At 56.8% G+C, this 25,883-nt stretch carries 20 protein-coding genes; 6 read left to right on the top strand and 14 right to left on the bottom strand.

The annotated features are described in order from the left end of the window. Window positions 1–112 precede the first annotated feature (112 nt). A complete protein-coding gene (gene uvrA / locus G7064_RS14155) occupies window positions 113–2,953 on the top strand; it encodes an excinuclease ABC subunit UvrA (RefSeq protein ID WP_166074092.1) in 2,841 nt (946 codons plus the stop codon). Window positions 2,954–3,021: 68 nt separating this feature from the next. After that, the gene (locus tag G7064_RS14160) at window positions 3,022–3,435 is read left to right on the top strand and encodes a DUF2251 domain-containing protein (protein ID WP_166074093.1); all 414 of its coding nucleotides are present in this window, start codon (window positions 3,022–3,024) and stop codon (window positions 3,433–3,435) included. Between the two features lie 138 nt (window positions 3,436–3,573). Here G7064_RS14160 and uxuA read toward each other — a convergent pair whose 3' ends face one another. The 11 genes from uxuA to G7064_RS14210 all read right to left on the bottom strand — a co-directional run bounded on the left by uxuA (window position 3,574) and on the right by G7064_RS14210 (window position 18,621). Then, window positions 3,574–4,746 (bottom strand): mannonate dehydratase, encoded by a 1,173-nt coding sequence (gene uxuA, locus G7064_RS14165; protein WP_166074094.1) that lies wholly within the window; start codon window positions 4,744–4,746, stop codon window positions 3,574–3,576. A gap of 186 nt (window positions 4,747–4,932) precedes the next feature. Then, entirely contained in the window at window positions 4,933–5,811 is an 879-nt protein-coding gene (locus tag G7064_RS14170) for an SDR family oxidoreductase (protein ID WP_166074095.1), read from the bottom strand. A gap of 13 nt (window positions 5,812–5,824) precedes the next feature. Further along, window positions 5,825–8,071, bottom strand: coding sequence for a beta-glucosidase BglX (bglX, locus tag G7064_RS14175; RefSeq protein ID WP_166074096.1), 2,247 nt, complete (start codon window positions 8,069–8,071; stop codon window positions 5,825–5,827). A 225-nt stretch (window positions 8,072–8,296) separates the two neighbouring features. Next, window positions 8,297–9,367 (bottom strand): endo-1,4-beta-xylanase, encoded by a 1,071-nt coding sequence (locus G7064_RS14180; RefSeq protein ID WP_166074098.1) that lies wholly within the window; start codon window positions 9,365–9,367, stop codon window positions 8,297–8,299. A gap of 48 nt (window positions 9,368–9,415) precedes the next feature. Further along, window positions 9,416–9,826, bottom strand: coding sequence for a sialate O-acetylesterase (locus G7064_RS22755; RefSeq protein WP_262888611.1), 411 nt, complete (start codon window positions 9,824–9,826; stop codon window positions 9,416–9,418). Beyond that, window positions 9,736–10,281, bottom strand: a complete 546-nt coding sequence (locus G7064_RS22760) for a sialate O-acetylesterase (protein WP_262888612.1) — start codon at window positions 10,279–10,281, stop codon at window positions 9,736–9,738. The genes G7064_RS22755 and G7064_RS22760 overlap by 91 nt, the downstream gene beginning before the upstream one ends. Next, window positions 10,278–11,738 (bottom strand): agarase, encoded by a 1,461-nt coding sequence (locus G7064_RS14190; protein ID WP_166074099.1) that lies wholly within the window; start codon window positions 11,736–11,738, stop codon window positions 10,278–10,280. The genes G7064_RS22760 and G7064_RS14190 overlap by 4 nt, the downstream gene beginning before the upstream one ends. A 93-nt stretch (window positions 11,739–11,831) precedes the next feature. After that, window positions 11,832–13,700, bottom strand: coding sequence for a glycoside hydrolase family 2 protein (locus G7064_RS14195; protein WP_166074100.1), 1,869 nt, complete (start codon window positions 13,698–13,700; stop codon window positions 11,832–11,834). Between the two features lie 98 nt (window positions 13,701–13,798). Beyond that, on the bottom strand, window positions 13,799–15,316 hold the full coding sequence (locus G7064_RS14200) for a RagB/SusD family nutrient uptake outer membrane protein (RefSeq protein WP_166074101.1): 1,518 nt from the start codon (window positions 15,314–15,316) through the stop codon (window positions 13,799–13,801). Between the two features lie 93 nt (window positions 15,317–15,409). Then, a complete protein-coding gene (locus tag G7064_RS14205; RefSeq protein WP_166074102.1) occupies window positions 15,410–17,554 on the bottom strand; it encodes a SusC/RagA family TonB-linked outer membrane protein in 2,145 nt (714 codons plus the stop codon). Beyond that, window positions 17,548–18,621 carry a carboxypeptidase-like regulatory domain-containing protein gene (locus G7064_RS14210; RefSeq protein WP_166074103.1) on the bottom strand — a complete coding sequence of 358 codons (1,074 nt, stop codon included), beginning with the start codon at window positions 18,619–18,621 and terminating at the stop codon, window positions 17,548–17,550. Before G7064_RS14210 ends, G7064_RS14205 begins: the two co-directional genes overlap by 7 nt. A 509-nt stretch (window positions 18,622–19,130) precedes the next feature. Between G7064_RS14210 and G7064_RS14215 the strand changes: the two genes are divergently transcribed. Then, the gene (locus tag G7064_RS14215) at window positions 19,131–20,144 is read left to right on the top strand and encodes a LacI family DNA-binding transcriptional regulator (protein WP_166074104.1); all 1,014 of its coding nucleotides are present in this window, start codon (window positions 19,131–19,133) and stop codon (window positions 20,142–20,144) included. A gap of 34 nt (window positions 20,145–20,178) precedes the next feature. On the opposite strand, the gene G7064_RS14220 is transcribed toward G7064_RS14215, so the two are convergent. Genes G7064_RS14220 through G7064_RS14230 form a run of 3 tightly spaced genes read right to left on the bottom strand, consistent with a single transcriptional unit; the run spans window position 20,179 to window position 23,427 of the window. Continuing rightward, entirely contained in the window at window positions 20,179–20,634 is a 456-nt protein-coding gene (locus G7064_RS14220) for a VOC family protein (protein WP_166074105.1), read from the bottom strand. Between the two features lie 10 nt (window positions 20,635–20,644). Continuing rightward, window positions 20,645–22,000: a Gfo/Idh/MocA family protein gene (locus G7064_RS14225; protein WP_166074106.1), complete on the bottom strand. Its 1,356-nt coding sequence runs from the start codon at window positions 21,998–22,000 to the stop codon at window positions 20,645–20,647. A gap of 35 nt (window positions 22,001–22,035) precedes the next feature. Continuing rightward, window positions 22,036–23,427: a DUF1080 domain-containing protein gene (locus G7064_RS14230; RefSeq protein WP_166074107.1), complete on the bottom strand. Its 1,392-nt coding sequence runs from the start codon at window positions 23,425–23,427 to the stop codon at window positions 22,036–22,038. A 325-nt stretch (window positions 23,428–23,752) separates the two neighbouring features. Between G7064_RS14230 and G7064_RS14235 the strand changes: the two genes are divergently transcribed. The 3 genes from G7064_RS14235 to G7064_RS14245 all read left to right on the top strand — a co-directional run bounded on the left by G7064_RS14235 (window position 23,753) and on the right by G7064_RS14245 (window position 25,849). Continuing rightward, window positions 23,753–24,535, top strand: a complete 783-nt coding sequence (locus G7064_RS14235) for a hypothetical protein (protein WP_166074108.1) — start codon at window positions 23,753–23,755, stop codon at window positions 24,533–24,535. An 81-nt stretch (window positions 24,536–24,616) separates the two neighbouring features. Next, window positions 24,617–25,378, top strand: a complete 762-nt coding sequence (tpiA, locus tag G7064_RS14240) for a triose-phosphate isomerase (RefSeq protein WP_133274161.1) — start codon at window positions 24,617–24,619, stop codon at window positions 25,376–25,378. Window positions 25,379–25,456: 78 nt separating this feature from the next. Next, the gene (locus G7064_RS14245) at window positions 25,457–25,849 is read left to right on the top strand and encodes a DUF6150 family protein (RefSeq protein ID WP_240935504.1); all 393 of its coding nucleotides are present in this window, start codon (window positions 25,457–25,459) and stop codon (window positions 25,847–25,849) included. Window positions 25,850–25,883: the final 34 nt, after the last annotated feature.

A 25,883-nucleotide genomic window follows, 5' to 3' on the forward strand; every position in this document is an offset into this window, starting at 1 on the left:
CATCGCGCAAAACAACTCGGCAGTTACCAACCCAACCACCCCCGCCGTACCTTTGCGAATTCAAAACGCTGTAGGCGAAACCTTCCACCCGCTGCCGGCTGTTACGTTACCTATGCCCAAAACTGCTTCCCTCCAGGTGTCGGCCCCCGCGGACGACCCGATTGACGCGCTTGATCCGCGCGAGTTTATTCTGATTAAAAATGCCCGGGTTCATAATCTCAAAAACCTCAGCGTAGCGCTGCCGCGCAACAAGTTTATTGTCGTGACGGGGCTGTCGGGGTCGGGTAAGTCGAGCCTGGCGTTTGATACGTTGTACGCTGAAGGTCAGCGCATGTACGTGGAAAGCTTGAGCAGCTATGCCCGCCAGTTTCTGGGTCGCATGGACAAGCCCGACGTCGATTATATCCGGGGCATTTCGCCGGCCATTGCCATCGAGCAGAAGGTTTCTATTAAGAACAACCGCTCCACCGTCGGCACCAGCACCGAGATTTACGATTACCTCAAGCTGCTGTTTGCCCGCGTAGGTCGCACGTTTTCGCCCGTCAGCGGCGAGCAGGTGCGCAAGGATACCGTGGCCGACGTGGTCGATTTTCTGTTTACGCTACCCGACGGTACCCGCGTGATGCTGCTGGCTCCGCTGACTCCTTCCGAGGAAGGCCGGAAGATGAGCAAAGAGTTGGATTTGCTACTGCAAAAAGGCTACTCGCGGGTGGTGACCGAGGACGGCGAAGTGTCGTTCATCGAAGACCTGATTGGGGAAGGCAAGCCGGAAGTAAAGGGCGCTGTGCACATCATGATTGACCGCGCCGTGATCCGGCCCGGCGACGAAGATTTGCAGTTCCGCCTCTCCGACTCGGTGCAAACGGCCTTTTTCGAGGGCCACGGCACCTGCCTGGTGCGCCTCGACAATGAAACTCGCACCTTCTCCGACCGCTTCGAGCTGGACGGCATGAGCTTCGAGGAGCCGAGCGTTAACTTCTTCAGCTTCAACAACCCCTACGGCGCCTGCCAGACCTGCGAAGGCTTCGGCTCCGTGCTGGGCATTGATGAAGACCTCGTTATTCCCGACCAAAATCTGACTGTGTTTGAGGGCGCAATTGCCCCCTGGCGCACCGACAAGCAAAGTGAGTGGCTGAAGCCCCTGCTGAAAAACGGCATCCGCTTCGATTTCCCCATTCACCGCCCCTACAATGAGCTGACCGAAGCCGAGCGCCGCTTGCTTTGGGACGGCAACAAGTACTTCGAGGGCCTCGACGCTTACTTCCGGTGGGTAAGCACCCAGACCCACAAAATTCAGTACCGCGTGCTGCAAAGCCGCTATCGGGGCCGCACCACCTGCCCCGATTGCCGCGGTACCCGCCTGCGCAAAGACGCCCAATACGTCAAAATCGACGGCCAGAGCATCACCGACGTGGTGCTGCTGCCGGTGAGCAAGGCCCTGGAGTTTTTCAACAACCTGGCCCTAACCGAGCACGACGCCAAAGTGGCCGAGCGCTTGGTGACAGAAGTTACCAACCGCTTGGGCTACCTGCACCGCGTGGGCCTAGGCTACCTTACGCTCAACCGCCTGAGCAGCACGCTCTCGGGAGGCGAATCGCAGCGTATTTCGCTGGCTACGTCGCTGGGTTCGGCACTGGTAGGCTCCATGTATATTCTCGATGAGCCCAGCATCGGCCTGCACCCCAAGGATGCGGAGCAGTTGATTGGCGTGCTGCGCTCCTTGCAAAAACTCGGCAACACCGTGATTGTGGTGGAGCACGAGGAGATGATGATGGAGCAGGCCGACCAAATTATTGACATCGGCCCGGAAGCTGGTTCAGGCGGCGGCAACCTCATGTTCCAAGGCACTTACCCCGAGATACTAAAGAACACCAGCACTTACACTGGGCAGTATCTGGGGGGCAAAATGGAGGTGAAAGTGCCTACCTCGCGCCGCCCCTGGCGCAATGCCCTGGAAATAACCGGTGCCCGCGAAAACAACCTCAAAAACGTCAACGTGAAGTTTCCGCTGAACGTGATGACGGTGGTGACGGGCGTATCGGGCTCGGGCAAATCGACGCTGGTAAAGCGCATTTTGGCCCCCGCCCTTATGAAGCAACTCGGTGGCGGGGCTGGCGAAGCTACTGGCCGGTTCGATCGCCTCATGGGCGTGAATGGGCAGGTGACACACGTAGAGTTTGTCGATCAGAACCCGATTGGCAAGTCGTCGCGCTCTAATCCGGTGACGTATGTGAAGGCCTACGACGCTATCCGTACCTTGTTTTCGGAGCAGCCACTAGCCAAAGCGCGCGGCTTGAAACCGTCGCACTTTAGCTTCAATATCGAAGGCGGACGCTGCGAAGTGTGCCAAGGCGAAGGCCAAGTGAAGATTGAGATGCAGTTTATGGCCGACATCTACCTGACCTGCGAAAGCTGCAATGGCCACAAGTTCAAGCAGGACATTCTGGACGTAAAATTCCAGGATAAAGGCATTGACGACGTGCTCGACATGACGGTAGCTGATGCCGTGGAGTTCTTCAAAGGCCAGCCCAAAGTAGCCGAGCGCCTCAAGCCGCTCGACGACGTAGGACTAGGCTATATCCGCCTAGGCCAGTCGGCGAACACGCTTTCGGGTGGCGAGGCCCAGCGCGTGAAGCTGGCGTCCTTCCTGACCAAAGGTGCCACCTTGCAGCAGGATAAGATCCTCTTCATCTTCGACGAGCCCAGCACTGGCCTACACTTCCACGACATCAACAAGCTGCTTAAAGCACTGAATGCCCTTATTGAACAAGGCAATTCGGTCCTCATCATCGAGCACAACGTCGACATCATCAAATGCGCCGACTGGATTATCGACCTCGGCCCGGAAGGTGGCCTCAATGGGGGGCATTTATTGTTCGAAGGCACACCCGAAGACATGGTGAAGCTGAAAGACACCAACCACACGGCCCGCTTCCTGGCCGATAAAGTGTAGCGACCTCAACCCAGATTTCTCGTAAAACGAAGGAGCCGCCATCCAGCGGCTCCTTTTTTATTGCAGCTATGATCTTAAGCGTCGAAGAAAAATTCCGAGTTGGCGAACCAGAGCCCGGCGAAAAAAACCGCTTAATCAGCAGCGCGGCTGCGAATAACGAGTTTCAGGTTCTGTTTGAAGACGACGGCACCACCGGCTACTTCTACGCGTTGCGCAACGGCAATGAGCTGGAACTGCTCGATGCGCTCCACATCTACAACGTGGCTGATATTGAAGATCGGGAAGTGCCCATAACGGCGCAAATCTTCTGGGACGAAGCCCAAAATACGGCCGTGCTGCTTATCAACGGCAAAAGTCACGCGCTGTACGACTTCCAGCGCCAGGCTGGGTTCTGCCGTAACGCTTTTCCGCCCGCCCAAAACGGGCAGCTAGGTTCGCGAGAGCTGACGGACGAATTGGTGGATAAATACTTCGCTGCCTAAGTGGCTGGGGGCAAATGTTGCTGTCAGAATCATAATATTCTGTCATCCTGACGAAGGAAGGACCTTCTCCCGCCTGAACGACCAACATAGCAACGGCAAGACGCAAAGTGTTGCGTCTCCGTGCTGTTTTGGAGTTACTTATTCCGCTGCTAAGCTGCGGGAAATGCCCATTTCCAGACCGCGCAATTCGGCTAATCCGCGCAGGCGACCGATGGCGGAGTAACCGGGATTGGTCTTTTTGTGCAGATCGTCGAGCATCTGGTGGCCGTGGTCGGGGCGCATGGGTAGGCTCACTTGGCGTTGCCGCATCACGGCTATTAGCTCGCGCATCACGGCGTACATATCCACGTCGCCTTCCAGGTGGTTGGCTTCGTAAAAATTGCCTCCCGCATCGCGCTGGGTGCTGCGCAGATGAATAAAATGAATCCGGTCGGCGAACTGGCGTACCATCTGGGGTAGGTCGTTATCGGGCCGCACGCCGAAGGAGCCGGTACAGAAGCATAAGCCATTATTTAGCGAAGGCACCGCGGTGGCTAACGCCTCCACGTCGGCGGCTGTGCTGACCACGCGCGGCAAGCCTAGAATAGGGTAAGGCGGGTCGTCGGGGTGAATGGCCAGGTTCACGCCTACTTCTTCGGCCACGGGCACAATGGCTTGCAGAAACAGAATCAGGTGCTGCCGCAGTCGCGCTGCGTCGATGCCGTCGTACGCGTCTAGCGCTTGCTGAAACTGAGTGAGCGTGAAGCTTTCTTCTGAGCCGGGCAAGCCGGCAATGATGTTGCGCTCTAACTGGTGTCGCTCGGCGTCGCTCATGCCAGCTAAGCGCGTCTCGGCTCGCGTCAATTCCTTAGACGTATACTCGTGAGCAGCCCCGCGGCGCTTCAGCAGCAGCGCATCAAAGGCTACAAACGCATCTTTTTCGAAGCGTAACGCTTTGGAGCCATCTTCTACTTCGTAGGCCAAATCCGTGCGCGTCCAGTCAAGCACGGGCATAAAATTGTAGGTGACGGTATGAATGCCGCAAGCAGCCAAGTTGCGTAGGCTTTGCTGGTAATTCGCAATGTAGTGCTCGAAGTTGCCGGTGCGGGTTTTGATCTGCTCGTGCACGGGCACACTTTCCACCACGCTCCACGTGAGGCCCGCCGCGGCTACTTCAGCCTGCCGCTGCTTGATGTCGGCTATGGGCCACACTTCACCATTCGGAATATAATGCAGGGCCGATACCACGTCGGTAGCACCGGCTTGACGGATGTCGGAGAGGCTTACGGGGTCATTGGGGCCGTACCAGCGCCAGCTTTGAATGATAGGCATAGGGAAGAAAAAACTAGGAGGACGTCAGGCAGAATGCGGTATCACGCGCGGTCGTTGTCAGAATATTGTCATGCTTCGACCAGCGCAGCATGACCTTCTGATGGGATGAGATTAGTCCTGCAATTAAACACGCGAGATGCTTCGCGGCGCTCTGCATGATTGCCTTTTAAACTGATTAATGACCAATTATACGCCACTGAAGGCATTGAAGCCACCATCCACCAATATCGTTTCACCGCTTACGAAGCGGGAGGCGTCGCTGAGCAAGTAGATCAGCGTACCGGTCAGTTCCTCGGGCACACCGAAACGCTGAAAGGGCGTGTGGGCGATGAATTTGCGGGCCCGATCTGTATGATTTCCGTCAGTGTCGAGTAACAACGAACGGTTTTGCTCGGTCAGGAAAACGCCGGGGGCAATAGCATTCATGCGCAGGGCGCCGCCGTAGCGCAGGCCTAGTTCCGAAGCCATCCACTGCGTGTACGCTTCCACCGCTTTCTTGGCCATAGTGTAGCCCAGCACCCGAGTTAAAGGCCGTTGGGCGGTAAGAGAGGAAATATTTACAATAGACCCGCGTCCTTTTTCGGCCATCACACGGCCAAAGATGGTGGTAGGAATGATGGTGCCGAACAGGTTCAGGTCTACCGCCTGGCGGGTTTGCTCAATGCTCAGATCAAACAAATCCTGGTCGGGACCGATGGTGGCGCCGGGCATATTGCCCCCCGCTGCATTCACCAAACCGTCAATAGAACCCCAAGCAGCCAGAATCTCGTCGCAAGCGGCCTGCATTTTTTCCTGGTCCAGGACATCCGTTAATACCGCCATAGCTTCGCCGCCCATGCCTTGAATTGCCGCCACGCGCGCCGCTGCTCGGGTAGCGTCGCGGCCGAGGATGGCTACTTTGGCGCCGGCCTCCGCCACGGCCAGCGACATAGCCTCGCCCAGCACACCCGTGGCCCCAGTAATAGCAACGACTTTGCCGCGTAGGGAAAATTGATCGAGAGCGGCCTTCGGGCGAGGAGTGGAATCGGTGGCTCCATCGGGCTGCACGGGAATAGTAGAAAGCATATAGAGAGGTCGCTTAGGGTAGTAGGGTTAGTTTGCTTTCAAGCCGAATATCGTCGGAGGCGGAGCCAACCATGAGCTGAAACTCACCGGGCTCGGCGGCCCATTCCAGCTTCCGATTGTAGAAGGCAAGCTTGTCTTTATCGACGACGAACGTCACGGTCTGGGTTTCGCCGGGCTTGAGGCTGAGCTTCTTAAAGTCCTTGAGTTCCTTCAGCGGCCGCGCTACCGAGGCCACCAAATCGCGCAAATACAGTTGCACCACTTCCTCGCCGGCGCGCTGGCCCGTATTGGTCACCGTCAGCTGCACCTGCACTGTTTGATCCGCACGCATGCTTGGTTGGCTAAGTTTCAAACCGTCATACTTAAACGTAGTGTAGCTCAGCCCATGGCCAAAAGCGTAGCGCGGCGTATTGGGCGCATCGATGTAGGCCGATTTGTAGCGAATGTCGCCGGGCTTGGTAACGGGCCGACCAGTGCTGTATTGCTGGTAGCTGATCGGAATTTGCCCCCCAGATTGCGGAAACGTAGCCGGCAGCTTGCCCGACGGATTATAGTCACCATACAGCACGTTGGCCAGGGCCGTGCCGCCCTCCGAGCCCGGCCACCAGCCGTACAAAATGGCGTCGGCCTGATCGGCAATGGCGTTGAAAATAAGCGGCCGACCCGCCATGATAATCACCACAATAGGCTTACCGGTGGCTTTCAGGGCCTGAAACAACTCTTCCTGCACGCCGGGCAAACGAATATCGGCGCGCGACTTGGCCTCGCCGCTCATGTCCCAGGTTTCGCCCACCGTCAGCACAATTACGTCGGCGGCTTTGGCCGTTTCTACCGCTTGCGCGAAGCCGGAGCGGGAGTCGCTCTGCACCTCGCAGCCTTTGGCGTAAAGCACCTGGGGGGCATTTTTGCCGTCGCGCTTGGTCAGGCCGTCGTACACGGAGGTTATTTGGGTGGTATCGGCCAGCACAATCCAGCTGCCGGCCAGGTCGCGCTTGGCCTTAGCCAGCGGGCCGATGAGGGCAATTTTGCGCTGCGAGGTTAAGGGCAGCGTGTTCTTCTCGTTCTTCAGCAGCACGATGGATTTCTGCGCTATTTGGCGGGCAGCCACCCGGTGTTGCGGGTCGCTGAGTACCTTTTTTTCGCGCTTGGCATCCGAGAACTTGTAGGGATCTTCGAACAGGCCCAACTCAAACTTTTTGCGCAGAATACGTCGCACAGCGTCATTCACGAGCCTTATGTCGGCTTTGCCATCTTTGACGAGCTGTGCCAGCGAAGCAGAATAAGCGTCACTTTCCATGTCCATGTCGCTGCCGGCGGTTATGGCTTTTTGGGCAGCGTCGGCTTTATCCAGCGAATAACCCCAGGCTACCATCTCCTTGATCGAGCCCCAGTCGCTCACCACGAAGCCGGGATATTGCCACTGACCCTTCAGGATGTCGCGCTGCAAATAACTGTTGCCGGTGGCCGGAATGCCGTTTAGGGTATTGAAAGAGTTCATAAACGTGGCTACGCCCGCGTCGGCCGCCGCTTTGAAGGGCGGCAGATACACCTCCCAAAGCTGCTGCTCGCTCATGTCCACCACGTTGTAGTCGCGGCCGGCCAGGGCGGCGCCATAGGCCGCGAAGTGCTTGGCACAGGCCATAATAGCGTCGGTGCCGCCCAGCTTCTCGCCCTGAAAACCCAGCACGCGGGCTTTGGCAATCTGGGCGCCGAGGTAGGTGTCTTCGCCGGCGCCCTCCATCACGCGACCCCAGCGCGGGTCGCGGCCCACATCGACCATGGGCGCAAACGTCCAGTGAATGCCCGAAGCCGCTGCCTCGCGGGCCGCCACGTGTGCCGATTCGCGGATGGCTGCTAAGTCCCAGGAAGCCGCTTCGCCCAACGGAATGGGGAAAACAGTTTGGTAGCCGTGAATCACATCGAGGCTGAACAGTAGCGGAATCTTCAGGCGCGACTTCATGGCTTCCGCTTGAATTGCGCGCGTGTCGGCTACGCCTTTCACGTTCAGCATAGAGCCCACTTGGCCGTTGCGGATGCTGTTGAGCAAATCGGTTTTGCGGTTGCTGGCCGGTCCCGTCAGCTCACGACCCGAGTATTGGTTGAGCTGGCCGACTTTATCCTCCAAGGTCATCTGGGCCAGTAAGCTGCTGACGCGCTGCTCAATAGTAGCCGCGGTGGGGGGCTTTTTCTGGGCTAATCCGGTGGTGCCGGAGGCCAGCAACAATCCCAGGAGTAAATATCTGTGAAGAGGTAGGCGCATTCAGTTTAGGGTAAAAAAGTCGCCGCTGGGGGGCAAAAACAAAGGATAAGATGTTCACTGGCGGCCACTAACCACAGCTTTTCTATCAGCATCGACGCATTTCACCCACCAAGGCGGCCGACGCATGAATTACTGAAAAGCTGCTTTTCCATTCCCCAATGTGGCCAGTGGCCGCCAAGTGAACATAGAAGCACGGGCTTCTCTCAAGCCCGCACTAGTGCTTGATTATTGTAAAGCCTCCACAATGCCGTCGTAGGCGGGCTTGCGTTGGTAATTTTCGTCGAAGGGCAGGGGCCAATCGGGGCAGCTACAGTAGCCACGCACCCAGGTATCCGCGTCGCCCACGTTCCAGGTGGTGATGCCGTAGCGCTGGGCAGCCGGCAGCGCCCTGAATGCCTGCACCACGGCTTTATATTTGTCTTTCTGCGCCGCGGCCAATGCCGGCGTGAAGGTGGCTGTAGCCAACGCCTCGCGATTCATCGCAATATCCAGCTCCGCCAGATGCACTTTCAAGCCGGTTTGAGCGGCCGTATTGATGGCGTTGGCCAGATTGGTATTGGAAATAGTACTGCTAGTATGCATTTGCAGGCCAATACCGTGAATCGGTACGCCACGGCTCTTTAGGCTATTTACTAGGCCCAGAATAGCCGTGCGCTTCGTGGTGCTGTACTCGTGGCCATAGTCATTGTAGAAAAGCAAAGCCTCAGGGTCGGTTTGATGCGCGTACTCGAAGGCCCGCGCGATGTAGTCGTCGCCGAGCTTTTGCCGCCAGATGCTGTTGCGCAACTGCCCATCATCCTCAAAGGCTTCATTCACCACGTCCCACGCCGCCACTTTGCCTTTAAAGTGCGCCACAACGGTCTGAATATGGGTTTTCATCAGGTTCTCCCACGCCGCCGTGTTGCCTTGATAGTTGGTTACCCAACTGGGCAGCGACTTGTACCAGATGAGCGTGTGGCCGTGCATGCGGGCATTATTTTGCTGCGCAAACTCCACCAAATAGTCCGCATCGGTCCAGTTGTAAACCGTCTCGCTGGGATGCACTGCGCCAAATTTCATGGCGTTTTCGGCCGTCACGCTATTGTATTCGGTCTTTACTACGTTCAGGTAAGTGGCCCGCGTCTTTAGCAGATTAATGTTCACGGCCGCACCCATCGGAAAGGGCGCTACTTGCCGTAATGTGGTGCTGGGGGGCGTTTTTGGGGGTGTAGGCGTTGGCGCCGCGTCGCCGGACTCTTTGTTGCTGCACTGCATCAGTAGCAGGATGCAAAAGACAAGTACAGGCAACGATTTCATGAGCGGGGGAGTGAAGTAGTGGGCTGTTAAAGCAATGCCTAAGCAGCGTCAGGAGCGTTTGCGGCGTTTGGTCTTGGCTTGCAGACTGCGTATTGCCCGAGCGTAGCGCTGGCCCATAAGCCGGGCGGAGGCGGCATCCAGGTGTATTTGGTCGCCGTTGTCGTGGGTGCCCTCGGCGCTGATGTAAGCGTAATGCGGCACAGTTTGGGCAAGCGAAGCTATGGCCTCATTGAGGCGAATTGCCGCAGCATTAGTGGTTTTGCGACCGAGGCTATCGGTTTTTTCTATCTGAAAGGCGGGCAGCTGACCAGTCACAAAGGGCACGCTAGGAGCTTGCAGATCCTGACGCAGCCGAGCAATCAATTCTGTCAGGTTTTGGGCATAAGCCTCACTGCCGGCCGGGTTGCTGTCCGATTCGCCCTGGTGCCAAATGATGCCGGCCAGGGTACCACTCTGCATTGCTGCTTTGGCCCGCGCCAGGGCATCGTCGTAGGGGTAGGTTTTGGTGGGGGGTAAAACACGCCCGGCTGCCAGAGGGCAATGGCCGACCCTCCTACCGCGCACGGAATCAGCCCCACGGTGATGCCGGCCTCCTGCGCAACCAGGGCTTTGCCGAAGCTAAGTCCTGGCCCCACGCCGGCTACCGGCTTATCGAAGTGAACAGGGTCTTTGGCTACTTCCCATTGTCCGGCTTGGTTTAGGCGCAACACCCGCGGATTAGGAAGTGTATCCTGCGCTGCTACCACCCCGCGCCCCGCCATATTCGACTGCCCAATGAGCAGGTAAAGCCGAAACTGCTCCTTACGCGCCGGCGGCGCCACCACCTCGCGCAGCCGCGGCCGCAGACTCTGCGCACCGACTGAGTTAGCTAGCAGGAGCATTAAGCTCAGCAGTAAGGTGGCGGCCTGCTTCATGGTTGGGGCTGGCGTTTGTCGAAGAAATCGGCCAGGGTGTACATCTGCTGGTTTAGCTCGCGCATCTTATCCAGCAGCGGTTTGTAGGGCTCCAGGTAGTTATTCACGATACCCTTGTTGGCATTGGTATTCGAGGGCTCAGCGCCCACTAGGGTAGGGTCATTGTCCTGATACTTAAACCAGTGCCAGCCCACGCAATTCTTTGATTCCAGCAAACCCAGCGTGAAATTTTGGTAAAAAAGCCCCCTGTCCTCCTGCGTCTTCACTACCCAGCCGGCGCCGGCAGTGTTGGCCAACTCCGGAGCATCTTCGCCTTTCACGTACCATTCCGTCACCATAAAGGGCTTGCCGGCCACCTGCTCCCACTCGGCCACCCATTTCTTTTCGGGCGTCCAGTTGTTGTAGTAGTTGATGCTCACGGCATCGAGGTATTTGCCGGCTACGCGCATCAGCTCGGGGTAGTAGCGCTGGGCGCCGTGGAAGCGGCAGCCGAGGTACATGTGGTTGGGGTCGTTCCTTTTCATGGCCTTGGCCACGATGGAAAAGTAGCGCTCGGCTGCGTAGGCCAGGAAATCCTGGCGGTGCTGGTCGGTAATGGTGGCCAGGGTAATGCCGCGCTCGTCGGCCCACTTTTTGGCGGCTACGTAACCGGGCTCGGCGGGGGGCAAAGTGAGGTAACCATCGAGGTTTTTGCGGAGCAGCGGCATCTCGTTGTCGGAGAAATAGCCGAAGAGGTTCTTGTCGTTCTTGTTCTTAGCCAGCTGCTTGGTGGCCTCCTCCACGAACTCCTCGAAGCCCGGATCAAATACAAAAATTACGTCGTTGGGGTAGCCTTTGTGGCCAGGCTGCACGTAGGTGCCGCCCCGCTTGCTCCCGTAGCCACTCATCAAATCCAGGTTGATGGTGTAGGCCAGCGGCTTGTCAGCTTTCATGTTTTCGGCTTGAATTTCCTTGGTTGCCGACCAAGCGCCCGTGCCGTTGAAGCCGTTCTCGAACAGAAACTTGCGGGTGGCAGCCATCCAGCCTGCGTTGTCTTTATACTTTTCCTGCAACGCCTTTTTCGTGCGCTCCGAGCGGCCCGGCTGCACGTCGTTGGGCGCATTGTGCAGGAAGTAGTAGCCCTCCGGATCAATAGCCCACCAGCGTCCTTCGATTTTCTTCACGTGGAAAAAGCCCGTGGCCTTGGTGCGCTTATCGAGCCTGCCGCCGTATTTGCTTAGCTTGATGGTAGTGGGTTTGAAGTCTTGGAGCTGGGCGATGGTGCGCGTGGGGTAACTTTTGTACTCCGAGAAACCCGCTTTCCCATCAATTTGGGAGTTGTTGATGGTCTTTTTAGCCGCTACGCGCAGGGTGTATTCGGCGCTGTCGCGGTTCTGGGCCTGAACGGCAGTAGTAGCGCCAAGTAACAGCAGAGACGCACCAACAAAGCGAACGTCATGCAGAGCAGCGCGAAGCATCTCGCGTGCTGATGAAAGGTTAGTAATCCTACTACCGCTGGCGAGATGCTTCGCTGCGCTCTGCATGACGTTCTTGCTTATCGGTTTCATGCGCTATTTGCCGTCGTATTTCTGGGCCATCTGCCGGTAGTATTCTTGTAGCACGTAGAAAGCTTTTTTCTTTACGCCGGTGCTGGAAATCAGGCCTTTGCGGTTGAAGCCGTTCTGATACACGGGGTGCTGGCGGCGGGTGGCGCGGAAGTCGGCCAGAATCCAGGGCGTCATGCCGCGCAGGCCGGAAATGCCCCCCAGCATCTTTAGCTGGTTCACGTAGAGCGCCTCTTGGTACTCCTCGCTCCAGCGAGTGTTGGCATCGCCGTGGTAACCGGCTAGGGCATCGCCGCCAAACTCGCTGATGATGACGGGCTTCTTGTACTTGATGTCGAAGGTGTACTTAGTAATTTCGCTGGGCTTGCCGCCCCAATACCAGCCGGCGTACTCGTTGATGCTGGTTAGGTCAAGGAACTCACCCAGCGGGTCGTCCACGTGAATCACGTTGTCGGGGGTGCGGTGTAGCTCCAGTGCGGCCGAAATCATGCGCGTATCATCCAAGCTGCGCGCTTTCTTCGCCAGGTTGCTCATGAACTTCAGGCGGGGCTCGCTCAAGGGCGTTTCGTTGCCCACCGACCATATCACGATGCTCGCGCGATTTTTACCCACGCTGATCAGGTCCGAAAGCTGGGTTTCGGCGTTCTGGTAAGTCGCGGGGTTTTCCCAAGCAATGGTCCAGTACACGGGCACTTCGGCCCACACCAGCAGGCCCATTTCGTCGGCCAGCTTGAGCATGATTTCGTTGTGCGGGTAGTGAGCCAGGCGCACGAAGTTGCAGCCCAGCTCCTTGGCCCAAGTCAGCATCATGCGCAAGTCGCCTTCGCCGCGGGCCCGGCCGGGAATCAGCGGGTTTTCATCGTGCATCGAAATGCCGCGCATAAAGATGGGCTTGCCGTTCAGCAGAATATCCTGGCCCTTGGTCTGAATGGTGCGGAAGCCGATTTTGTCCTGAATTGCGTCGCCGCCCGAGCTTAAGCTTACGGCATAAAGTTTGGGCGTTTGGGGCGACCACAGCGTGAGCTTGCGGGCCGGCACGCTGAAGCTGGCCCGTCCGTCGGCGTCAGTTTTCATGGTCTGCTTGATGCCGACTTCGGCAATGTTCAGGCTCACCGTTTGACCGGCTTTGCCTTCACCGCTGAGCTGGACGTAGCCACTGAGCGTTTTGGCGTCGCCCTTGGCTAGCTGTACCTTATAGTCAACAATGTATGTATCAGGCGTTTCGGCAATAAACACGTCGCGGGTGATGCCGCCGTAGTTCCACCAGTCGGTGTTGATGGTGGGTACTTCCTCGGGGCGGCGGGTGTTGTCGGCCTTCACCACCACAAAATTGCCCCCCGATGGGTTGAGCAGGCTGGTAATGTCGTACTGAATCGGCGTGAAGCCGCCCTTGTGCATGCCCAGCTTCTTGCCGTTCAGGTAAGTGTGCGATTCGTAGTTAATGGCCCCGAAATACAGGAAGTAGCGCTTGCCAGCCTTGGGTGTCAGGTTGAAGCTTTTCTTAAACCAGATGGTGCCTTCGTAGTACAGCAGCTCCGGCCGCTGCGAGTTCCAGTCGCCGGGAATCTGCATGGCCTGCGACTTATCGAAGTCGTACTCAATCAGTTCCTCTTCCTGGGTGCTGCTGGGCTTCTGGTTGTCATAGTAGCCGCCCTTGCCCGACTTCGACTGATCGAAGGCCTCGCGGCGGTAGTCGTAGAAGCCGTTTTCGTAAGGGTCGATAATGTAGTTCCAAGACCCGTTCAGGCTCAATACACGGCGCTGGGGGGCATTTTGGAGCAACGCAGACTGGGCTTGTGCTAGCTTGCTGTTGAATGTGCCAAGCAGCAACAGTACCACGGCCGTCAGCGTTTTCAGCAGATTCGGTGAAGTCATAAGAGGATTTAGTAAGTGAAATAGCGGATTAGTGAGTTGCGAAGTTGACTGTTCGGGAGGTGTAAACTGCGCCAGTTCACCAGCTCACTTCTCACTACTTAGTTGTAGCCGGGGTTTTGGGTCAGAATCGGGTTCGTCTGGATTTCCTGCACCGGAATGGGGAACAGCAGCGAATTCTGGCTGAGGCGAATGGTGCTGTTGGCGCGGGTGAAAAAAGCATTCATTACTGGAATAGCCCGGTCGGTGCGCACCAGATCAAACCAGCGGTGACCTTCAAAATTCAGCTCCAAGCGGCGCTCCACTTCCAGGCGGCTGCGCAGGGCTTCGCGGGTAGTGGTGGCGGGCAAGTCGACGGTGGTGCTGGGCGTAGCCACCGGCAGGTTGCGCGAGCGGCGAATCACCTGGTTCACGGCCGTCAGAGCGGCAGCGTTGGGGCCGCCTAGCTCATTCACGGCTTCGGCATACATCAGCAGCACATCGGCGTGACGCAGCACGATCCAGTCGTTTTCGGCATCGAAGGCGCTGGTAGGCACGTCGTTGTACTTTTTGGTGTAGTAGAGCGTAGGGTTGCTGCCGCTAGTGAAAGCGCCGAAAGAGGCAGTGGCGCGTACATCCGTCGTGCCGCTGGCTGTGAAGGCAGCTACCAAGTCCGGATCTACGCTATTGAACTGCTGGCCGGTGCCCACATTGCCATTTACGGTGGTAGCCACGGCGGCGGGCAGAGCCGGCATAAACCACGTGCTGAACGCACTACCCACCCCCAGTGCGCCCTTGCTGTAGCGCGCCGCGAAGATGATTTCGCTGTTCATCTCATTGGTAGTCAGAAAGATATTGGCGTAAGTAGGCTGCAACGCATAGGTTGTGCCGGTAGCTAGCGGCTGCAGCGTACTCACAGCCTGCTGATACTTCTTCTGCGTAAGCAGCACCTTGCCCAGCAAAGCCGTAGCGGCACCTTTAGTAGCGCGGCCGAGGTTAGCAGTGGTTTGCGTCGGCGGCAAGTTAGTTTCGGCGAAAGCCAGGTCTTCCTCAATCTGTGCGTACACCTCCGCCACTGGTTTACGACCAAATTCGTAGGCTTCGGGGATGCTTTCGATTTCGCGGGTCACCAGCGGCACTTCGCCCCAGATGCGCACGGCATTGAAGTATGCTAAGGCCCGAATGAAGCGCACTTCTGCGTAGAAACGGTTGCGAGTAGCATCGGTGAGCTTGACAGCGCCACCGCGGTTCAGCACAATGTTGCAGCGCGCAATAGTGCGGTACGTCGATTGCCAGTAGCTCTGCAGGTGCTGATTGTCGCTCACCAGCGTGAAGTCGTTGTACTCGTTGAGCCGCTCGCCCGACGACACGGTGAAGCTGTTATCCGACGGGATTTCGCCGAAGATGAACAGGCCGCGGCTGCCGCCCGAGCGACCGTATAAGTCCTGCAAGGAGGCGTAAGTCGCCGTCACCCCGTTGAAGATGCTCAATGAATCGGTGTAGCCCTCGACGGTAGGCAGGCGCGTGGGGTCAGTCAGGTCAATAAATTCGTCACGACACGAGGTAGTGCCCAGGGAAGTCAGGCCCAGCAGCACCGTTACGCCAGCACTTGCTAGTATATTTTTGTAGTTGAAAGTCATGATGAGAGAAGTTGATAGGGCTTAATTGGGCTTGGTTCGCTCTGGCTTCAGACTGGCCTGAGCACGAGGTGCCAACAACTAAGCACTAATGAGTTAGAAGCCAACTTGGATGCCTAGGGTAAGGGTGCGGTTCATCGGGTAAGAGCCCTGATCGACGCCGTACGTGGGGTTGCTGGTATTGCCGTAGTTGTTGGCTTCGGGGTTATAGCCCACGTATTTGGTGAAAGTGTACAGGTTCTGCACCGAGGTGTAAATACTCGCGTTTTGCAGGCTGGCTTTCTTAGCCCATTGCTCGGGTAGGTTGTAGCGCAACGTCACGTTGCGGATGCGCAGGAATGAAGCGTCGTGGATGAAATAGGAGTTGAACACCGTGCGCAGCGAACTAGCGGAAGTGGCGCGGGGCGTTTTGCCGTCGCCGGGGTTCTCGGGGCTGCGCCAGCGGTCTACTAGCTCCACGCGTCCGTTGGTTTGACCCGGCGAGTTGAAGGTGTACCGGTCGCCGCCGTAGAGGACCTCGTTGCCCTGCGAGCCTTGCAGCGTAACGGCCAGCGACAGGGCTTTATACCCGAAAGTGTTTTGCAGACCGTAGGTAAAATCGGGGAATGGGTTGCCGATGGGACCAATATCTTGGGTGTTGATAACGCCGTCGCCGTTGCGGTCCTTGAACTTGAAGTCACCCGGCAGCACGGCGGTATTACTAGCTGTCCATTTGGGGCTGCTGTCGATGTCGCTTTGGTCGCGGTAGAGTCCTTCCTGCTCGTAGCCGTAGAATACACCTAGCGGCTGGCCCGGTACTACCCGAATGGAGCCGGTGTAACCGAACACGGCATCGAAGGTGATTTGCTCGTTGGCGCCAGCCAAGGCAATGACCTCGTTGCGGTTCATCGAGAGGTTAGCGGCGGTGCTCCACGTGAAGTCGCCCTGCACAATGTTGGCGGTGTTCAGCTGAAACTCGAGGCCGCGGTTGCGTACTTCCCCCACGTTTGCTAGGGCCCGCGCCGAGTAACCTAACAAGGCCGGAATGTTGCGGTTGAGCAACAAATCAGTGGTATTGCGCTGGTATGCGGCCACCGTCAGGTAGATCCGGTCGCGGAACAAGCCCAGGTCAAAACCGGCATCGAACTGCGTATTCGTTTCCCAACTTAAGTCGCGAATAGCCACTCCATTAGGCGAAAAACCATAGAAGCGAGTGCCTGTGCCCGCGCCGAACACGTAGTTGGCGGCTGTCTGATAACTCTGATAGTTGTAGTCGCCGATGTTATTGTTGCCGGTTACGCCGTAGGAGGCGCGCAGCTTCAGCTCGGAGATAGTCGGAATGCCCTTGATGAAGTTTTCTTCACCCAAGCGCCACGCCAAAGCCACGGAGGGGAAGGTAGCGTAGCGGTTTTCTGGGCCGAAGCGTGAGGAGCCGTCGGTGCGCAGCGCAGCTGTTAGAATGTAGCGCTCCTTAAAGGCGTAGTCGAGGCGACCAAATACCGAAGTCAGGGCGTTCGCCGAATAGTTGGCTTGCCCAAACAGCTGGCCGGCGGCCGTAGCGTACTCAATATTGGTATTGGTGTAGGTGCCCGTTTGGCCCAGCACCGTGCTGCCTTCGTTAGTGTTGCGCTGGGCTGAATAACCAGCTAGCAGCGTAAGGTTATGGTTGATGCCGAGCGTGCGGTTGTAAGTGGCCGTATTCTCCCACACCCAGTTCAGGTTGGTGCCGTTGGCCTGCCGCGCGTCGATGTTGTTGAGTACCGGGTTAGAGATGTTAGCGCCCTGGTTGCTGTTGGTCGGCAACGACGCCGGCACATAGATCGCGCGGCGGGTGTTGAGCAACTCTGCCCCAAAATTGGTGCGGAGCGTCAGCCCCGTGATAGGCTCGAATTCCAGGTAAGTAGAGCCCAGCGCGCGTATGGCGCTGGCGCGGTCTTTATATAAATCAACGGTAGACACAGGGTTTAGCAGGTCACCCGGCGTAGTCAGGCCCGAACCTGAGTTGCGGATGGCGCCATAGTCGCCGTTGGCCAAGCGCACCGGTACCACGGGCGGCAGAATCAGCGCCGAAGTTATGATGGCTGTCTCGCCGCCAGGGCCGCCGCCCTGGATGTTGCCGCCGTTGTAGCTCCCCGAAATCGGTTTCACGTCGGTGCGCGAGTAGTTGGGGGCCAAACTCAAGCCCAGTTTCAGCTTCTTGCTGAGTTGCGCGTCATAGTTGGCCCGCAGAGAAAACCGCTCGAAGCCGGTGTTATCTACCACGCCTTTCTGCTTAAAATAGCCCCCCGAGATATAAAAGCGCGAAACGTTGGTTCCCCCGAGGCCGCCAGCTGGTACTGCTGCTGCATGCCGGTGCTGAACACCTCGTCCTGCCAGTCGGTGTTGGGCAGATCTGGGGCGCCTGGTTGCAGTTGAGCCGGAATGGCGCGGTTGCCATTTGTGAACGATTCGCGGAGGTAATCCAGGTACTGGTCACGATCCATCAGGTCCACCTTTTTAGCTACCTGAATAATGCCGGTGTTGGCGGTGAAGTTGAAGCGGGTTTTGCCGTCGTTGCGGCCGCGCTTGGTAGTCACAATCACGATGCCGTTGCCGCCGCGCGAGCCGTAGATGGCGCAGGCCGCCGCATCCTTCAGAATTTGAATCGACTGAATGTCGCCGGGTGGAATCTGGTTGTAGCTGTCGGCGTTGTTAAGTGGGTAGCCATCCACAACATACAGCGGCGAGTTGCCAGCCGAAATCGAGCCTAGCCCACGGATGCGAATAACTGCCCCGGCACCCGGCTCCCCGGATGGCTCGGTTACCTGGGCGCCGGCCACTAAACCCACCAGCGCCTCATTGGGCGAGGCCACCGGTAGTAACTCGACTTCCTTAGCCGAGACGGAAGCAATGGAAGTGGTCAATAGCTTTTTCTCCTGTACGCCGTAACCCACTACCACCACTTCACTCAGCGTCTTGTTGTCGGGTGCCAAGGCTACGTTTACCGTCTCGCGCCCATTTATGGCTACTTCCTGAGCCAAGTACCCAATAAAGGAGAACACCAGCGTGGCATCACTCGGAGCCGTGAGTTTGTAACGGCCGTCGGGGTCAGTCTGAGCTCCGTTGGTGGTGCCTTTCACAACCACGTTCACGCCGGGCAGACCCTCGCCTCGCTCATCAATTACCCGACCCGTAATGGTCACATCGGCCAGCGGACGAGAAGTAGCAACAGGCGAAATAGTAGCCGGAGCGGCCTGTAGCCCATTGTTAAAACCGAGGCTGAGGACGGGCAGCAGGATCAGCGGCCTTGTAACCCAACGCAACGGTTGAAAATGTAAAGTACGATTCATAGAGGTGCGGGAATTGTTGTTGAGCAAAGACGAAGAAACAGGCTTGCTGCTACGAGCAATCGGCAGCAATTCACGGGCACAGCCGCTAATCGAACAATAAATATTTCAATTATTGATGCTGGGGGGCTTTCTTATTCAGTGGAATAAGAGATGGTGGTGGACAGCACATAAGCTGCTGAATTGAGAGGAATTCAACATTTTCTTTAACTGCTCTGCCCTGCTAAGTACAGTAGATTTAGCAGTCAAATCATAGATAAAGGCCCTGTTTATCTACGTAAACGTTTACATTTTCCTGGGTGGGAACAAAGCCAGTCGCACATGGCAATAGGGCGTAGTCACCAGGAATTAGTGAGTTGTGATAATGCTATTCGTGGGTGCTGGCAGTGCCTGTTTTACGCGTTACGCTATAATTTGCCATTGCTTAAAATGCGTTAGCTTTACTCAGCTGAGCTATTACCCTTTCCATTAATCTCCATATTCACCCATTTTCAGCTTCATTCAAGCGTTTGATGAGTCAAGTAAATTTGAAACGGCTGGCGCAGGAACTGAACCTATCAATTGCCACGGTTTCCCGAGCCCTCCAGGATAGCTACGAGGTGTCGCCCCAAACGAAAGAGCGGGTGAAGGCCCTGGCCGCCGAGCTGAATTACCAGCCAAATGCCTACGCTAGCAGCCTGCGCCGCAACGTCAGCAAGACCATTGGGGTGGTTATCCCGGAGGTTGCCAACCACTTTTTCTCGCTGGCTATCAATGGTATTGAGGAAATAGCTCGCCAGAGCGGTTATCATGTGCTCATTTATCTTACCCACGAAGATTATGAGCGGGAAGTCGCCATTACGCAGTACCTGACCGGCGGCCGGGTCGATGGTATTCTAATGTCGGTGGCGAGCGAAGCGCAGGGCGTTGAGCACCTCCAGCACCTGTACGCCAGCAAGCCCGCCATCGTGTTCTTCGACCGCGTGTGTGACACCGTAGCCACGGCCAAAGTCACGACCAACGACTACGAGAGTGGCTTTATGGCTACCACACACCTGATTGAAGCCGGCTGCCGCCATATTGTGCATCTGGCGGTATCGGGCAATGTGTCTATCGGCCGCATGCGTATGCAGGGCTATCAGGCGGCCCTGGCCCACCATTCAATTTCCTTCGACGAGCGCCTGGTTTTGGAGGGCGAAGCCAGCGACGAGCGCAACACCGAGCTGATAATGGACCTGCTGCGCACCCGCCCCGAGGTAGATGGCGTTTTTGCCTCCGTCGAGCGCTTGGCCATCAGCAGCTACCAGGCGTGCAAAAACCTGGGCCGCTCTATTCCGGAAGACGTCAAGATTATCGGCTTCTCCAACCTGGGCGTGGCCTCCCTACTCGATCCGGCCCTCACCACGATTACCCAGCCGGCCTACGAAATCGGCAAGGAAGCCGCCAAGATTCTGCTGCGCGCCATTGAGAAGAAAAAAGCCATTTTGCCCAGCCAAAGTATCATCTTGAAGTCGGAGCTATTTCAGCGCAAATCGACAGCTTGCTAGGCAAGTAATTTGCCCCCAGACGACAAAATACACCTTATTTGGCGTCGTTGATTTCGATCCAATAGCCGTCGGGGTCCTGCAGGTAAATTTGCTTTACGCCATCTATTCTGGTAGTCGGTGTTTTACCGTCGCCCTTTAGGTTGGTGTACGCCACTTTTTGCTTTTCTAGCTGCGCGATAAAGTTGCTGAGCGAACTCACGCTAAAGCACAGATGCATATCCTTAGCTGTGACGGGCGCGCAGCCCCGCTGAATAATGTGGAGCTGAAGCGCTGGCCCAATACTAAACCAAGCGTGCGCGCCGTCATTGAAGGGGTTCGCAATTTCGGCTAGCTGGAGAGCGTCGCGGTAAAAAGTCACGCTTTTCTGCAAGTCGCGCACGCAGAGCGCTGCGTGATTGAAACGCGGACCATCCGTTTTATTTGCTTGGGCCACGACCCGCTGGGGGGCAAATAGGGCAAGTAGGAAAGCCAGAAAAAAGGCGTTTTTCATCAGATGAGGGCTACAGCGTGAATACTTTGCCCCCCACCATCACCTCCTGCGTTTTTTCATCAAACGTGGCCTTCATGCCCGTGTGCGCGGCGGCTGTGGTCATGATGTTGGCAATGGAATGGCTGTAACCGGCCTCCACGGGCGCGTGCGGCGCTTTGCGGCTGCGCACGCTCTCCATCCAGTTGCGGACGTGGTTGGAGGTCAGCGTATCGCCCCCGGTATTGGCCGATGCTACCACCGCTTCGGCCGCGGCTAAGCTCATTTCCGGCAGCAGATTGGCCTGGAGCTGCATGGCTTCAGCAAACTTCTTGGTCAGGCCGCCGCGGGGCGACACTTGGTTGGTAATCAGGTTGAGCTCGCCGCCATTGGAATAATAAATCTCGGCGGGGCGCTCGTCGCCGTTGTGCATACGGGAGCCAAATGTTACTTGGAAGCCGGTAGACGGGTCATTGAGCGGGCCATAGTCAAACACGGCCGTCATGGTATCCCAGTTGCGGCGACCGTCTTTCCACATATAAATGCCGCCGTTGGCTACCACGCTGCGCGGGTGGGGCAGGCCGGTAAACCAATGCACAGTATCAATCTGGTGGCTCATCCATTGGCCGGGCAAGCCCGAAGAATAAGGCCAGAACAGACGGTATTCCAAGTATTTGCGTGGGTCGAAAGCTTCGGCGGGTCGGTTCATCAGGAACCGCTTCCAATCCACGTCAGATTCTTTGAGCTGAGCTACTAACGCCGGGCGGCGCCAGCGGCCGGGCTGGTTCACATTCCAGGTAAGCTCCACCATCGTAATCGGCCCAAACTTGCCCGACTTAATAAAGGCTTCGGCCGCGTGGTAATTACTGCCGCTACGGCGCTGGGAGCCAATCTGGATAATGCGGTCGGAGGCTTTAATGGCTTTTAGCGCGGCCCGATTGTCGGCCATGGTTTCGGCGAAGGGCTTTTCCACGTAGGCATCGCAGCCGGCTTTTACGGCCTCAATGGCGTGCAGCGCGTGCTGAAAATCGGCGGTGCCGATAAACACGGCGTCCACGGCCTTCTTGCTGTACATCTCCTCGTTGTTGCGGTAGGCTGCTACGTCGTGGCCCAGCTTTTCTTTCCAGGCGGTCGCGCCTTCTTCCCGCCGCTGCTTCCAAATGTCCGACACGGCCACCACATCGAAGTTTAGCTCCTTGTAATGGTTCATAAAGCAGGGCATGTGCGACTGCTTATGTCGATCGGAAAAACCCACCACGCCCACGCGCACTCGGTCATTCGCCCCAATGATGCGCTTATAGCTGCTGGCCGACCAGCTAACTTGCGAAAAAAGCACCCCAGCGCTGGCTAAGGCCGTTTGCTTGATAAACTGACGACGTTCGGTAGACATGGGAATCTTCTTGGTTAGGGTGGGAGCAGTGGTAACTACTTCAGCTCTTTGATCTTGATACTGCGGAAGGAGACCAGATTGCCGTGGTCCTGCAAGAGAATGTGACCAGCCGCCGCCTCGCCGAAATTTGGCCACACCTTGTACTTGCTCTGAGCCACTAAATCCCGGAATTCCTGGGAACCGCGCACGTATTCCAGCACTTTCGCCCCATTCAGATAATGCTCCACCCGGTTATCCGGATACACGATTACGCGGCCCACATTCCACTCCCCGATGGGGTGAATAAAGCGGGGGTTTTTGTCGGCTTTCTTCAAGTCATAGAGTGAGGCCAGGGTGCGGTTGCCATCGCGGCCGAGCTTGGCGTCGGGGTGCAGCGCATCGTCGAGCACTTGGTACTCTAAGCCGATGGCAGAACCTTGGGTCTTTTCGTCGAGGGTCACGAAGTATTTCACGCCGCTATTGGCTCCTGGCGACAGTTTAAACTCAAAGGATAAGTCGAAGGCTTTGTACTGCTCTTTGGTAACGATGTCGCCGCCGTTGGCTGCCTCTTTGCCTTCAGAAGATAGCACGGTGAGGGTGCCATCGGTGGTTTTCCAGCCTTGGGCCGGGAACGTCGCAGCCTTGGCGCTGCGCCAGCTCGACGGGTTCTTGCCATCAAAGAGTAGCTTCCAGCCGTGCTGCTTTTCGTAATCCGTCAGGTAGTTAGGTACGAAGTTGACGACGTAAATGTCGGCGGGGAAAGCGCTGGGCTTCAGGTTGGTCGTCTTGATTTTGATGTTTTTGAAGTAGACCTTTTTGCCTTCCTGCTCCTTGGTAGTAATGCCGTGCACTTGCAGCCCAATGAAGCCCTTCGGATCAACGGGGTCCACCACGTAAGCCACGGGCTTATCGTTGATCCAGGTTTTCATCTCGTTGCCGATGCACTCCACTTTGATGTGGTTGTACTGGCCCACCTTGAAAAGCGGCTTGGCCTGGGGGTGCAAATCCAGCGGATAAAGCCACTGCCGGCGCGCCTCGTCATAAATGCCCCCCGACCAGCTCCGCGCCGACGGATCGACCTCTACTTGTCGACCATAGACTTTATTCTCGAAGCCCGGCGTGTTGAAGTGGCTGCGGGTTTGCACGCCGGAGTTGCTCACCGTGCTTTCAATCATCAGATCAAGCTCCAGCTGAAAGTCGCCGTACTCTTTCTCCGTGACCAAAAACGTGTTGCCCGAGTTCATCACGGTCGTGCCCACAATAGCACCGTTTTCCACTTTGTAGTCGGCCGTGCCCGCCAGGCGCTTCCAGCCCTTTAGGGTCTTGCCATCGAAAAGGTTTTGCCACTCATCGGCCGTGCTAGCCGCCGCTTGCTGGGGCTGGCCGAAAGCCAGCGCTGCTAGGGTCAGGTAGGCAAGTAAGAATCGTTTGGTTTTCAAAGGGCTCATTTGATGAGATGTAAAATCAGGTCAGGTTAAGTCAAGCTACTAAAGTTTCGGCAGTCAGCGGATATATATTGCCCGCAAAGCTCTGCGCTGCAAGTCTATAATCAGCCTATTCTACTCTTTCAGGCTGCTAGCCGTTATAACCAACCGAAAGAAAGCTGCTAGAACATCAATTCATCTTGCTGTTATATATCATCTGCCCAATACTAGTGATTAGGCAAAAAGCCCAAGCTTTCTGTAATTAGCAAAGTGCCAATCATCTGCGTACCCAACACCTACAGTAGTGCATTCGTAGGATTACACAACCACACAACCTCAACTGCTATTCATGACAACTACTGCTACTTTCGATTCGGGGGTGCCCGTTACGGCTGCACGCGTTTGGCGCTGGCTGGCGGCTCTGAGTATTCTGGGTAATATCGGCCTGAACTATTACAGCCAAGCCTATCCCTTCAATGGGCAAACTATGGGTGCGGTCTCGGCTCAGTATCCTACCCTGATCACGCCTGCGGGCTACGCATTCAGCATTTGGGGGGCAATTTTTCTGGCTCTAACCATTTACGCGGTGTGGCAGCTGCTACCTGCTCAGCGCCACAACGCCCTGCCCGATACCATAGCCGTGCCGCTCACCGTGGCTAGCGTGGCTACGGCGGCCTGGGTGGCGCTGTTTGCCTACGAACTGATTGAGCTTAGTGTGCTTACCATGCTTGTGATTCTGCTTGCGCTAATCATCGTGTATGGCCGGGCACGGCGGCAGGTGTTGGCTGGCGAGGCATCGGCCTGGGTAAGTGTGCCTTTTGCCTTGTACCTGGGCTGGATTTCGGTGGCTTCGGTGATCAACATCACGCTGGGTTTGCGCGATATGGGCGTACAGTCGGCGCTGAATGTATCTGTGCTGCTGGCGTTTGGGCTGCTGGCTATTGTCGTGGCACTAGGGCTTATTATAAGCCGGGCTTTTCAGGAAATGGTGTATCCGCTGGTGTTAGCCTGGGCTTTGGTAGCCATTTGGGTGGCGCAACGCACCGACTACCCTGAGCTGGGTTGGGCGGCGCTTATCGGGGCAGTGCTAGTGGGGGTGGGGGGCTTTTTTCTGTCCCGAAGCCGAGCTTAGCCGCCAACATCGGTAGCCATTGCCGATACTCCGCCTAACTTGCAGGCTCCACCCATATTCTCCATCAACTCTCTCCCGCTTATGCGTCAAAACCTTGTTGCCGGCAACTGGAAAATGAACATGACCTACCAAGACGGTCTGGCTCTGGTATCAGAAATCACGAACATGGTAGCCGATGAGACTACCGCCGACGTCGAAATCGTGATTTGCCCCCCAGCGCCTTTTCTGTCGGCCATTGGCCGGCAATTGCCGCCGGCCAGCAATTTTCACCTCGGCGCCCAAAACTGCCACCAGAAGGAAAGCGGTGCGTATACCGGCGAAGTATCGGCCAAAATGCTGGCTTCCGTAGGCTGCGAATACGTGATTCTGGGTCATTCGGAGCGACGCCAGTATTTCCGGGAAGATGATGAACTGCTGAGCCAGAAGCTGAAAGCCGCGCTGGCCGCCGGCCTCAAGCCCATCTTCTGCGTGGGCGAAAGCCTGGACACGCGGGAGATGAACGAGACCAACGACTTTATTGGCAAGCAGCTTCAGAATGGCCTTTTTCACTTGTCCAATGAGGAGTTTGAGCAGGTTGTGATTGCTTACGAACCCATTTGGGCCATCGGAACGGGCAAAACGGCTACCAGCCAGCAGGCCCAGGAAGTGCACGCCTTTATCCGCGAGCAGATTGCCCGCGCCTACGACGCCAAAGCGGCCCTCGATACTACTATTCTCTACGGTGGCTCGGCCAACGCCCAAAATGCTCGTGAGCTATTCGCCCAGCCTGATGTCGATGGCGGCCTCATTGGGGGCGCATCGCTCAAGTCGCGCGACTTCACCGAGATTATCAAGTCCTTTTAGGTGCTAACCGCTGAGTTCAGCGAACCAAACGTGGCGACAAGTTTGTCTGGCAAGCAGGTGTATTCTTACTAAGAAATCATGACGTTTACTCTGCTGCTCGTGGGTTGGCTAACCTTGGGCTGGGGAAGCAATTTTGCCCCCCAGCCGGCTCCGACGCCCATGTTGCCCCCCAGTTCGGCTCAGTCCATCGAGCCGTGCCGCATCTACGGCAGCATCTACCTCGAAACCGATCCACGGCGCCGCAGCTACTGCTTTGCCACGGTGTATCTGGAGCCCGAAGAAGCCTTTGCCGATGTGCTTATCTTCAAGGAATCGAACAAGCTCTTCGCCGATAAAGCTGGCTTCTGGTACTTCACCATGGCCCGCGACTTTGCCGATTACGCGCTCTTCGTAACCGACAACCGCAACCTGGCTGACTTCAGCATTCATTATACCGATGTGCGCTCGTACGCCGGCTGCCGCAAGCAGTAAGCACCCACTACCGCACCATCGTAGTAAGCCTGGC

It is taken from the genome of Hymenobacter sp. HDW8 (genome assembly GCF_011305775.1).
GTDB classification, from domain to species: Bacteria; Bacteroidota; Bacteroidia; order Cytophagales; family Hymenobacteraceae; genus Hymenobacter; species Hymenobacter radiodurans.